We start from the raw sequence: 11,329 nt of genomic DNA, 5'->3' as shown, positions 1-11,329 counted from the left end.
TGCAGGCTCAGGGCGAACAACTTTGTAGAAAACATCTTTTCCACATGTATGGCACTGCATAATCTCAGAATTAAAATCAACCCTTGGAACTATCATAACTAATTTACATAAACTCTATTGCTATTCGGTTTGATTGTTATGCGGGGGCAAAATTACAATCAAGCCATAGGACATGCAATGTGTATTTCTTAGAATGCTTACAAAGAACGTTATATCTCAGCTCCTGGTAGATGTTCAGGAAACTGAACTGGCGATCAATCTTGGAACCGCTAAAAGTCAGTTGGTTGCATGTGAACTTGACACCTTGCATCTCGCCAGTCGTGCGACTTAGCTTCCATTGCGTATCAATTCCGTACTTCCGTAAGGCCAGTCGCAGCTCACTCCAGCTTTCGGGCATTCGGAACTTCTCGTTTCAAGGCATGATAGATAAAATACTTTACCCTGTCGTGATGGCGCAACCGCATGAAATTGACATGCTCTTTTCCTTCGGCAAAATGCAAACGGTAACGGGCTGTCAGCATCTTGCAGACCTTTTCGTTCCGGTAACGGTCGTTCTTGTCGCTGATGGTGCGGCCGTCATTATCCACCCGGTTGTAAACGATGTGACAATGCGGATGATCACGGTCGGTATGCCGAGCGATGATGAACTGCGTATTCTCAATTCCCATCAGCTTCATATAGTCGTGGGCGATTCTTAGCATCAGTCCATCATCGTCACGGATGCGGTCTCCGTCTTCTGCGGAGAAACTCAATGATATATGGCCGACCGTGTTCTTGACCTTATCGTTCAGTAAAGTCTGCAACTCGAATTGCTCCGCTATTTCTTCAGGCGAACCGTAGACACCAACCGCTTTCAACAGGCGCGATTTATCTTCTTTCAGCACATAGTTTACGCACCTGGAAAACGATGTGCCCTTTACAATTTTACCTATCATCCTTGAGCTGTTTTATGAGTTGTGAAATCTCTTGGGCGACGTTTCGGCACTCATCGGCCACACGATAAAAACCGTAAGCGTTGGCTCGTTTGGCAAGCTGGTTCAGGTTCGTACTTTCTCCAATCAGTTTTCGGATGATGTCAAGATTTTCTCTCGTAATCCGTTCGCGCACCGTACCGTGTTCGATGAGTGAACGCACTACTTCGCTTTGACTGCGTTTACTGCGTCGGCTGAGTGCTCTGAGCCAGCCGAATTGTTCGTCTGTAAGACGGATTGTAACTGTATTTTTCTTATCCATAAAATTTGCTTCTGAGATTAATAATTGTGACCATCGGGAGCCGTCTCACCTTCTTTTGAGGTGAGCAAGTGGCCGGGAAATGTAATACACCGGCATAAACTTGCTCCAGTGAAAAAGAAGTGAATCAGACATCTGACAGTCATCGTTTGATAAGTCCTTTCCGAGTATGTTGAACCGTTGCTGAAAGCGGTGCTTTCTCCACATTGACAAGCTGTAAATCGAAAATTTCGACCAGCGTTTTCAAGGCCGGATTCAACGTGATAAGACGATTAAGAATAGCCTCCTTTGTTTCTTCTCTCAGCAGGAAATCGGCGATGTCATAACCCGCATCACGTTCTTCTTTTGTTGCGTTTCTTTCCATAAAATCAAAGAGAGAAACTTCTATTCCCAGGCTCCGGATCATCTCCATTTTACTGTTCCAATAGTCGGTCGCCCCCAGGTCGGGGAAGAGCAGGACACGTCGGTTTCTCAATACACTCATGGCATCCCGATTGAACGCTCCGTTCTTTCCGCCCGAAGCAATCCAGAGGTATTGCGGCAGATAGAAGCTGGATATCAAAGCGCTTTTCTCACTCTCCACAAGGGCAACCGGACGTTGCTGGTCGGAGGATAAAAGATGTTCACCAAACAGGCATTGCCGGAGATTGAAATTCTCTTTCTTCAGAAGGGAATGTACCCACGTAATGTAGTTGTGCGGCTTTTTAATCCGTCTCCCGTTTTCAGAATTGTAGAGCATCACTTTTCCGGTGCGTACCCGTCCGGAAATATCCACCTGCCAGAAGACCGTAGCTCCCGGCCAATGTTTCGAGGTTCCCACATGGTAGCGCAACATCAGCTCTTCGGTAGCCTCCTGCCCGAAATGGAAACTCAGGAACTGAAACAGCTTGTTCGTGTGATACAGCTTTAGGGACTGCCTCATGATTTCCGGCTCAATGAATGAAGGCTCAGGAGGCAGACTGATGCGTGGCTTTGACATCGGCACAAAATCTTCGCTCAATCGCTCTTTGGCCATCGGGTTCTCGTCAAAGTACATTTTGGGTGTATAGTTGTAGCCGCACTTCTGTTCATGGTTGCATCGCCCTACATAGTCGGGAAAGCTGATTTGCTTTTCCGTGTCGATGTATTTGGCGAAACAACTTTTGCGATGGCAGTTCGGGCATGTGTGCCGGGTGCTGACACCTTTGTATGGTTCTAATGTGAATCTGTAGTTCATTTTTCTTTCTGTTTGGATGTTACTATGCACATTTTCGCAACTTCACAAACCCCTCGGTTGCGAAAATGTGCATAGTAACAGGTTTATTTACTGTATTCTCCATGATTCTCTTTTCTGAATAATGTTCCGATGTGTCGTTTTAGAAACATCTTGAAAGCATGCTCTTTCATCCCGTAGCTTTCAGCAATGCCGATACCTTCTGCCGTCGTAATTCTCTGAGGCAGGTTCAGGTAGATGTTGCGGTGCAATTCGCTCAACTGTTCCTGACTGACGGCAGTCTGCACCTTTACAGCTGTAGTCCGGAAATATTCAGTCAGCAGGATAGCACGGTTCACGCTTTCAAGGTCAATCGTATGCTTGTCACACTCTCCGCAAGTCCATCGGGCAAGCTGGATAATCAGACAAAACCGGATAATGTAGATTTCCAGTTTGCAGTAAATACCGACCAAAGCATCGTTGGTTTCCATATCACATTGGCGGGCATTTTCGTGCTGCCAACCGTAAAGTCGTTGCTTGGCATCTTCATCGAATGGCAGGCATTGAGGCTGCAACTCATTATTCTCGTCATGCGGACAATCCTGTGTGATCAGCTTGTCGATAATCTGTTGCCACTGGATTTCCAGTTCTTCAGGAGTTTCCCGGTCGTTCCATCTGCTTTTCAAGACAGATTCAGGCATCACGAAAAGAATACGGTCGATAAAACCGTTACTCGAACGCTCGCCCTTGACCAGTTCGCCCAGAATCTTCTTTTGAATGGTACCGATAACGGAGATGTAAGGACGTCTGATAAAAATGGAACTTTGCGTACTCTTGCGGTCGGAAATCGTGGGCTTGGCATTGAACACCGAAAGCCAGAACTGTTCTTCCGAACCGTTATTATAGCGGTTGAAGTTCTTGAACCAGGCAGATAGCTCGTCCGACCAAAGGCAGAGTCCTCTGGGATTCTGAGCATGTATCAGGCTCAGTCCTTCGGGAGTGATATCCGAAACAAGAAAGCGTTTGCGCATGGGTGCCTGCGGAAACTCATCCAAACCGGCTTCCAAGCGTTCCTTTTTGCTCATGGACATAGTGCGTTCATACTCGGCATACAACTTCTGATACTCCTGATTCTGACAATAGTCGTGCTCAATGAACGGCTGGAAAGCAAAACTCAGCGGATGACTCTTATTCGCTCCGGGGCGACCAATCAATGCCATGTACAGAATGGGACTTTCCAGCCAATTGCGCTTTACCTGCACCAGATGGGAGTTGCCAATCCCCACGGCAATGGCCGCAAGGATAGCCGCAGCAACATAATCCACGGGATAGCCCTGACAATCGTGCAAACTGCTGATGATACGCTGAATCCTGATAGGAAAGACTTCTATCGGGAACTCACCGCCGGACATCTTGACTCCGATGCGCACAGCCTCACCGATGATACCTTCTGCTGTTAATTTGGAGGTTTCCATAACCGTGCAGATCAAAAGTTATAGCCTCCCTTTGGTTTGCGCTTCACTCCATGTACTATCTCCGCTGCCTGTTCCTGGAGCGACATTGCCTGCATCTGCTTGCGCCCGGACTCAATCCATTGCAGCAACTCATCTTCATAGAAGTATAGTTTCTTTCCTTTTTTATAGGCTGGAATTAGTCCTTTACGCGCAAGCGTGTAAATAGTAGGCTTTGCCTTTCGTGTGATTTTACAGGCTTCGTCAATTTCAATGAGACGATGCTTGTCGGAAGAAGTCTGTGGTTGCAGTGCCGCCACCATTTGCCGGATTTGTTCCATCTGTTCTGTGAGATAACCTACCGCCTGCGGCAGCTTATCAAAAGTGATTTGTTCGTTTGCCATACGTACTCGTTTTTAATTGTTCGCTGGCAAAGGAAGTTGGTGTTTTGATGGTGGGAAACATCACCGGGATATAACTGTGAGATAACTTTTGGTGGTGATAGATTTTATACATTCATTCTTTTTATTGTAAATGAATAGAAAATCTCAATCATAAAAATTTTAGATTTGTTGGTTTATTCATTTCCCTTACGTATATTTGTATAGCTTGTGCAGTTAATAGGCATTTATTCATTGTTAAAATATATTTTATATGAAGAATATTATAGCTGTAATATGGGACTTTGATAAAACCTTGGTAGATGGATATATGCAAGATCCAATTTTTAAGGAATATGACATTAATTCTTCAACTTTCTGGAAGGAGGTTAATTCATTGCCTGAAAAGTATATGCGGGAACAAAATGTTAAAGTTAATCCTGATACGATATATTTGAATCATTTTCTTAAATATGTCAGAGAAGGAATTTTTAAAGGCTTAAATAATGAAAAATTAAAAGGATATGGCAAGCAACAATCTTTTTATAAAGGAATTCCTGAAATATTTAAGACAACTACAGAATTGTTAAAGTCAGATCCTGTCTGTGAAGAGTACAATATAAAAGTAGAACATTACATAGTAAGTACTGGGTTTGCACAAGTAATTAGGGGAACATCAATAATGGATTACGTAAAATATGTATGGGGATGTGAACTTATTGAGGGGGAAGATGAAGAAGGAAATAAATTTCTATCAGAAATAGGATATACCATTGATAATACTTCAAAAACTAGAGCTCTCTTCGAAATTAATAAAGGTGTAGGAGGAGACGTGGAGGTAAATGTTAATAGTAAAATGACAAATGAACAGCGTCGAGTGGATTTTAGAAATATGATTTACATAGCTGATGGGCCCAGTGATGTACCCGCTTTCTCTGTTGTCAAGGGTAAGGGAGGTGCCACATTTGCAATATACCCTCAAGGTAATAAGGATGCTTTTAAGCAGGTTGAGCGTTTAAGAGAAGATGGAAGAATTGATATGTTTGCAGAAGCTGATTATTCAGACGGAAAAACGGCTTCAATGTGGATTTGTAATAAAATTCAGGAGTTTGCAGAACGAATAAAGAAGGAAGAACAGGCGAAAAGAGGTAATTTAGACAATGTACCACATCATTTAGTTTAAATTTATGAAAACGGGAATAATTTGTTTTGAGACCGAATGGGAGCATACTATTAAACAAAATAGATTGTCTTTGCATACAAGGTCTTTATTGGGGTTCCTTGAAAAATCATGGGGGTGTAAAGTGATTTATCGTAGAGTAGCTACTAAAGGAGAGCTTCAATATTATTTGAGAAGATTCGCTACGTCTGAATATAATGATTACTCTATTTTTTATTTATCTTTTCATGGCGATACCCATTCTATTTTTTTGGAAGGAGAGAAGAAAACAGAGAAGAAGTTGACATTAAAAGAATTGGCAGATATGGCAAAAGGAGTCTTTACAGATCGTTTTGTACATTTCAGCAGTTGTCGCACATTACTAGGAAGTGATAAAGAATTAGAGGAATTCAAAAATGATACAGGAGCTTTATACTTATCCGGATATACAACAAAGGTGGATAGTATTTTAAGTGCTATTAATGATATCGCTTATTTTGATCAAATATTACGCCATCAAACCAAAAAGGCATTAATAGCTTCTGCAATGGAAAAATATTACAATGGACTATCCCAAAAGTTGGGATTTAAAATATTTTGATATCATACATTAGACAATTGCAGTATTTAGTTTAATATTACACTCTGACTCCGTATGTGACATTTTACGTTCAATAGTTGAGATCTCCAAGTCACGGAGGGTATGGGCAAAGACACTCTTGATGAAAGTTGCAGTATGAATACGCTTTATACCAAAAACCTTGCCAATATTCCATCCAAAGTGCATAATATCAATGCTTTTAAGTTGTGAGTCAACCTTTACAGGCGATATCTTTTGTAAGGTATCGCCTGTACTATATTCTGCAACGTATGTACATAGACGGTTGAGATCTTCTTCACTCATATAGGCAACCATTGTTTGCTTCGTATAGCTAATGACCTTTTCTAATTTGGTTTGAATAGCATGATTCTGTTTTGCGATAGCGTTGGTTCGCATGATTTCATATTCTGAAGGTTCAGAGATTGCTTCTTCAGTGGTATGAGCAGGCTCAATGACATCAGGCGTAGCCTTGTTTGAATCTTTGATTGTAGTAGCTTCCAGCTCAGAAACGGTGTCATTGTGATTCTTCATCGTTTGAAAAGCAGAAAAACGCAATAGAAAAGCTTCTATGCGTGGCAGCAGAATCTGATTGAAAGTTGTCTGTAGGCTGGCATAGATCGCCATCAAGACAATTACTGTTGCAAAAAATGCAACACTACTACTGAAATCGTCAACACCTTTGGATAAAATAAACTGACGAGCTAAAACGCCAACAACAAGAGTACCTACCAATACAAGGGAATAGAGTGCTATATGTTCTATACTTTTCTGATTCATAGTGATATTTGTTAATTGTTTGTGCGCAAATATATGTCATTTCATAGATACCATGTTATAAATCCAAGAAAGTGGCAGCATTTGTCCTCGATATGGTACTTATTTCTATGCCATCTATGCCACAATAGAATAAAAAAGAAGAGTCCGACAAGGTTTTACCCCCATGTCGAACTCTTCTTACTTTACAGAACTTTTACTATTTCAGTGAAATCTTATTCGCCGTCTCTCTCTTCTTTGAATTGACTAAATCAGCATAGATTTGTGTAGTGGTGACATTTTTATGTGTTAGCATCTTCGATACTGTGTAAATGTCTGTACCTAAAGAAATTTGGATAACAGCATACGAGTGCCTAAAGCAATGGAAGGTTATGTGTTTTCTGATTCCGGCTTCAGCGATCCATTGTTTCAAGGGGTGATGGGTCATGGAGCGAGTCAAGCCTTTGAAGACTTTTCCGGTACCCCATTCGCCACACAACTCCAGTGCCTCCTGACTGATGGGAAGGGTGGCCTCGGTTTCTGTCTTTTCGGTGCAAATACGGATGTAGTAGCCTTGGTCCGGGCCAACCTCAAAATCACGCCAGTCCAGTTTCAGAATATCACTGATACGGAGGCCTGTCATGCAGGCAAACAGGGAGGCCTGTTTTAAGACTGGAATCTTACACGGAGTAGCGGCCAGTTTCTTGACTTCATCAAGTGTCAGATACTCTTTCTTGACTTCTTTCCATTCAATCTTTTCCAGGAAGTCGTTCAAGTTCTCACGCAGCATCTTCTCTTTATAGGCTATTTTCAATAAGGCACGGAACGTCGAATAATAGCCGGCTGCCGAATTGCGTGAGATGTAGGCATTGGGATGATTAATCTGTTTGCTTTTGAGCAGGTAATCCCTGAACTTCTCGCACAGTTCTACGGTGACATCGCCAAAGGTGCATTTGCCGCCGACAAATTTCTCGAAGTGGTTGTAAACACAATCCCATTTCTCATACTTTTCCCGTGCCTTAGTCCGGAAGTAGGCAAGGAAATCTACCTTTTGCTTGTTCTTGTCCAGGAACCCGAATTCTTCATTGATAAGCGACTGGACACGGATACAGCGGATTGCCTCTGCCTTGTTCAGCATATCCTGATTGAACATTCTTTGCTGCTCGTTCTTTGGCTTGGCATAGATGTAGATGCCAAGGAATTCCCGGCGACTCATCTTCATCGTATAAGGATTGCGGATGGCTGGATAATAATCCAGATAAAGAGATATGCGGTCGTTACGCAATGGCTTTTGTCTCAAAGTTACGTTGGTGCATGTAAGTGTCATAGCTATATTGTTTTTTGATTAATACTTGTTTTTGTTGCAAATAAAATAGGTGTTCTAATGGTGGTATTTATCACCGGAAAATAACTTTTGCCTCATTCTATCTTTGGAGGCTCAAAGAACTTGTCCAACTCTGCTCGCAGGATCTTGGTATATTTACCGACCTTGACACGGGGAATATTATGGTATTTCACATAATGGTAGAGTTGGTCTCGTGTCAGATTGAATCGCTCCATCGCTTCGGCAATGGTGTAGTATTTGGGCTCTTCGGGAGCTATGAGACCTTTAGCAATATCCACATGCTTCTTGGAGTAGTACACCATGATGCCGACCTTCTTCTTGGGAATGGCATTCTTTGATACAAAAGAATAGATGGCCGTCAGCGTCATGCCGAACTTCTCTTGCATGTCTTGCGTGCTGTACCATTCCTTGATTTCAGGATCGGGAGCTTTCTTTGCAAAGTAGTCATCAATATGCTTTTTGCTCCAATAGGTTTTACCACGGTGAAAGGTTCGTGGAATATTATGTTCCTTAGCGATGTGAAATATCCAAGAATCCTTTACGCCATACTTTTCCTTAACTTCAGCTGTGGTGTAGAAATCTGATATTGGAGTTTTCTCTTTGAGCTTATTCTCATTATTGGAAGCAATAATGTAGTCGAACATTTTATCAATATCCGAACGCCGTACAAGAGTTTTCCCATCAAATCTGACCGCTTTGATTTTCGCATTTTTGATATACCGATAAATTGAGGTACGGCCTACACCTAAAAATGCGGCAACTTCAGTAGGGGTTAAGAACTCTTTTTCAGAATTAGGTTTTAATTCTGCATCATGTTTCAAGTGGAATTCTTGAATTCGTTTTTTTCTAACTCGATCTTTGTATGCGAGGTTTGCGCACCTGTGTGAACAGTATGCGGTAGTGATTTTGTGGGCGGTAAAAATAGTGCCACACCACTCGCATTTCTTTTGAATTTCAATGTTACTAGCCATTTTAATTATCTTTTTAGTTCGCCAAATCTGTTTCATTGCGTACCACAGCGTTCCAAGGCGTTCCAGGTTGTCCACCATTTGGCAGACAGTAAACCCGACTTTGGGCTTGTGAGGTACACAGGAGGTACAAAAAATGGCGTAAAAAGGCTTAGCAACGATTATCAACGATACTTGAGCAACAAAAAAGGCGCCCGTAAAGAGCGCCATATTAATCGATTATAATCAATTTAACTATTTAATAATCAGGTATTTACTTGCCGATGCAGCATATCGAACTGCTTGAAAACAAAAGAATTGGCATTTAAACGGTAGAAAAGCCATTTTTCGCTTGTTTTTCAGGCTCAAAACTGCCTATTTTGCCACTCTTTTCTCTTGAATCGGAACCAACGGGAAAACTGCCGTTTCCCGTCCGAAGTCCACCTATTTTCTATCCGTTGCGAAGATACGAAATAAGCGGTAATTTCACCAACTGAAGTCAACTAAAAACAAGATGCAGTCACGAAGATTTTTGCAGCCAAAAGAAAAACATGTTGTGTCGTGTATGGATTCTGGTCAACAGGGTAGGTTGTCTGGCGAAGCCATTTCTTTTCTTCCCTTTGTTCTGACTTTACTTTATTAGGCGTATATATGAGTACGGTGATAAAGTAAAGTTACTTTATTCAAGTTTCGCAAGTTAATAGAAACCTTCTTCTTGGGATATAAAAGGGGCACAGGGATTTCCGCATATCGCAGAAAATGAGTAATTTTATAGTTGCAAATCAAAACATTACTCAGCCCTATGCCCTTGCACAAAGTTACAGACTTTCTTTCAGAAATCAGCGCATTTTTTAGAAAAAATTACGCGCATAAAGCGATGTATTCCATACTGGACGTTATCAAATGGTTAAGAATGAATGAATCCACCTTGTTTGGCATGAAGAGCAAGTGCAACAATGTGTATCCGTTGTTGCAGGTGTTCCAGGCTTTGCTGTTGTACCCGTGTTTCATGGTCCGCAACCCTTATCGTTTCACCGGGTCTTCCTTAAGCGGCTTGCTGGGATGCAAGAAAGACGTGTTCTACCGCTTCATGAGTAATCCCAAGATAAACTGGCGGAAGTCCGTCTATCACCTCACCCTCCAGCTTTGGTCGAAGATCAGACTCCGTTCCGGGCGCAAGGAAGGCACGGTCTGCCTGATAGTCGATGACACGGACTATCCCAAGACGGGACGGCGCATGGAGAACATCGGCAGGGTGTTTTCCCATGTCCATCACAGGTGCATCCTCGGTTTCAAGGCTTTGTTCCTTGCCGTTACGGACGGGACAACCCAAATGCTTCTGGATTTTGCACTGCTGGGTGAAAAAGGAAAGGATGGAAAGTTCGGAATGTCCGATGAAGAGCTCGCAAGACGTTTCACCAAAGGACGTGACAGCGGCGACGCCTTGCAGGAGCGTATCGGTGAGTACACGGCAAAGAAAACCGACCTGATGATTGCCATGATAAGACGCGCCATCCGCAAAGGGGTCAGGTTCAGGTATGTGCTGGCAGACAGCTGGTTCGCCTGCAAGGATGTCATCCGGTTCATCCGCTCCCGCCACGTCAGGTGCGATTACCTGGGCATGATCAAGGTGGGAGAAAACAGCAGGACAAAATACTGTCTGGACGGGAAGCCTTATACCGCGCCGGCCTTGATCAGGCACCTTGACAGGCAAGGCAGGCGGAAGTACAGCAGGAGACTGCGTTGCTATTACATCGTGGCGGACGTGGCCTTTGCGGATACCAAGGTACGCCTGTACTTTGTCAGGAGAAGCAAACGGGGCGCATGGAACGGCCTGATGACCACGGACATACGGCTTGAGTTCCTTGAAGCGTACCGGATTTATGCCCAAAGGTGGTCTTTGGAAGTCGTGTTCAAGGAAGCGAAGGGGCTGTTGGGGCTGGGCAAATGCCAGGCCGGCAACTTCGCCTCGCAAATCGCGGCGACATCCCTGACGGCTTTGCAATACAACATCCTTTCCTTAGTAAAGAGGTTTGCAGCCTACGAGACCATGGGAAAGCTCTTTGAAGACGTAACCAAGGATTCTTTGGAACTGTCCGTTGCGGAAAGGATATGGGGCGTCATGCAAGAACTGGTCATTGCGGTTGCGGAACTCTTCGGATTGACTGATGAAGATATCTATCAGGCTATCATCAACAGGGAGGAAGATATGAAACATATTTGCGACATTTATAGATTAAAAGCTGCAAGTTGAACTTGCGAAACTTGAAT

The 11,329-nt window shown here is 43.1% G+C and carries 10 protein-coding genes and 1 pseudogene; 3 read left to right on the top strand and 8 right to left on the bottom strand.

The window, feature by feature from the left end; translation table 11 throughout:
- Window positions 1-208: 208 nt before the first annotated feature.
- The 5 genes and pseudogenes from B5F25_RS19625 to B5F25_RS19605 all read right to left on the bottom strand — a co-directional run.
- Window positions 209-935: pseudogene (locus B5F25_RS19625) on the bottom strand (relaxase/mobilization nuclease domain-containing protein); the annotation flags it as partial.
- Window positions 925-1,233, bottom strand: coding sequence for a MobC family plasmid mobilization relaxosome protein (locus tag B5F25_RS19620; protein ID WP_087251570.1), 309 nt, complete (start codon window positions 1,231-1,233; stop codon window positions 925-927). The gene B5F25_RS19620 and the pseudogene B5F25_RS19625, both read right to left, overlap by 11 nt.
- A 139-nt stretch (window positions 1,234-1,372) precedes the next feature.
- Entirely contained in the window at window positions 1,373-2,446 is a 1,074-nt protein-coding gene (locus B5F25_RS19615; protein ID WP_087251569.1) for a DUF6371 domain-containing protein, read from the bottom strand.
- 83 nt (window positions 2,447-2,529) lie between these two features.
- Window positions 2,530-3,897, bottom strand: coding sequence for a DUF3987 domain-containing protein (locus B5F25_RS19610; RefSeq protein ID WP_087251568.1), 1,368 nt, complete (start codon window positions 3,895-3,897; stop codon window positions 2,530-2,532).
- Window positions 3,898-3,908: 11 nt separating this feature from the next.
- Window positions 3,909-4,277: a helix-turn-helix domain-containing protein gene (locus B5F25_RS19605; protein WP_087251567.1), complete on the bottom strand. Its 369-nt coding sequence runs from the start codon at window positions 4,275-4,277 to the stop codon at window positions 3,909-3,911.
- Between the two features lie 250 nt (window positions 4,278-4,527).
- Here B5F25_RS19605 and B5F25_RS19600 point away from each other — a divergent pair, with 250 nt between their 5' ends.
- Complete coding sequence (locus tag B5F25_RS19600) at window positions 4,528-5,436, top strand: haloacid dehalogenase-like hydrolase (RefSeq protein ID WP_087251566.1); 909 nt, start codon at window positions 4,528-4,530, stop codon at window positions 5,434-5,436.
- Window positions 5,437-5,440: 4 nt separating this feature from the next.
- Window positions 5,441-6,013: a DUF6642 family protein gene (locus B5F25_RS19595; protein ID WP_140406992.1), complete on the top strand. Its 573-nt coding sequence runs from the start codon at window positions 5,441-5,443 to the stop codon at window positions 6,011-6,013.
- A 9-nt stretch (window positions 6,014-6,022) separates the two neighbouring features.
- Here B5F25_RS19595 and B5F25_RS19590 read toward each other — a convergent pair whose 3' ends face one another.
- The 3 genes from B5F25_RS19590 to B5F25_RS19580 all read right to left on the bottom strand — a co-directional run bounded on the left by B5F25_RS19590 (window position 6,023) and on the right by B5F25_RS19580 (window position 9,082).
- Complete coding sequence (locus B5F25_RS19590) at window positions 6,023-6,790, bottom strand: mobilization protein (protein ID WP_087251564.1); 768 nt, start codon at window positions 6,788-6,790, stop codon at window positions 6,023-6,025.
- Between the two features lie 196 nt (window positions 6,791-6,986).
- Entirely contained in the window at window positions 6,987-8,093 is a 1,107-nt protein-coding gene (locus B5F25_RS19585; RefSeq protein WP_087251563.1) for a site-specific integrase, read from the bottom strand.
- A gap of 92 nt (window positions 8,094-8,185) precedes the next feature.
- A complete protein-coding gene (locus tag B5F25_RS19580) occupies window positions 8,186-9,082 on the bottom strand; it encodes a helix-turn-helix domain-containing protein (protein WP_087251572.1) in 897 nt (298 codons plus the stop codon).
- 778 nt (window positions 9,083-9,860) lie between these two features.
- Between B5F25_RS19580 and B5F25_RS19575 the strand changes: the two genes are divergently transcribed.
- Entirely contained in the window at window positions 9,861-11,312 is a 1,452-nt protein-coding gene (locus B5F25_RS19575; RefSeq protein WP_087251562.1) for a transposase, read from the top strand.
- Window positions 11,313-11,329: the final 17 nt, after the last annotated feature.

Source organism: Bacteroides sp. An19, from assembly GCF_002160215.1.
GTDB classification, from domain to species: domain Bacteria; phylum Bacteroidota; class Bacteroidia; order Bacteroidales; family Bacteroidaceae; genus Phocaeicola; species Phocaeicola intestinalis.
The sequence above is the reverse complement of the archived record's forward strand: the minus strand, read 5'-3'. Positions and strand labels throughout refer to the sequence as shown.

Coding starts and splice junctions, on each gene's coding strand:
- B5F25_RS19595 (WP_140406992.1), top strand. CDS start 5,441: ATGAAAACGGGAATAATTTGTTTTGAGACCGAATGGGAGCATACTATT.
- B5F25_RS19585 (WP_087251563.1), bottom strand. CDS start 8,093: ATGACACTTACATGCACCAACGTAACTTTGAGACAAAAGCCATTGCGT.
- B5F25_RS19605 (WP_087251567.1), bottom strand. CDS start 4,277: ATGGCAAACGAACAAATCACTTTTGATAAGCTGCCGCAGGCGGTAGGT.
- B5F25_RS19590 (WP_087251564.1), bottom strand. CDS start 6,790: ATGAATCAGAAAAGTATAGAACATATAGCACTCTATTCCCTTGTATTG.
- B5F25_RS19615 (WP_087251569.1), bottom strand. CDS start 2,446: ATGAACTACAGATTCACATTAGAACCATACAAAGGTGTCAGCACCCGG.
- B5F25_RS19620 (WP_087251570.1), bottom strand. CDS start 1,233: ATGGATAAGAAAAATACAGTTACAATCCGTCTTACAGACGAACAATTC.
- B5F25_RS19580 (WP_087251572.1), bottom strand. CDS start 9,082: ATGGCTAGTAACATTGAAATTCAAAAGAAATGCGAGTGGTGTGGCACT.
- B5F25_RS19575 (WP_087251562.1), top strand. CDS start 9,861: ATGCCCTTGCACAAAGTTACAGACTTTCTTTCAGAAATCAGCGCATTT.
- B5F25_RS19610 (WP_087251568.1), bottom strand. CDS start 3,897: ATGGAAACCTCCAAATTAACAGCAGAAGGTATCATCGGTGAGGCTGTG.
- B5F25_RS19600 (WP_087251566.1), top strand. CDS start 4,528: ATGAAGAATATTATAGCTGTAATATGGGACTTTGATAAAACCTTGGTA.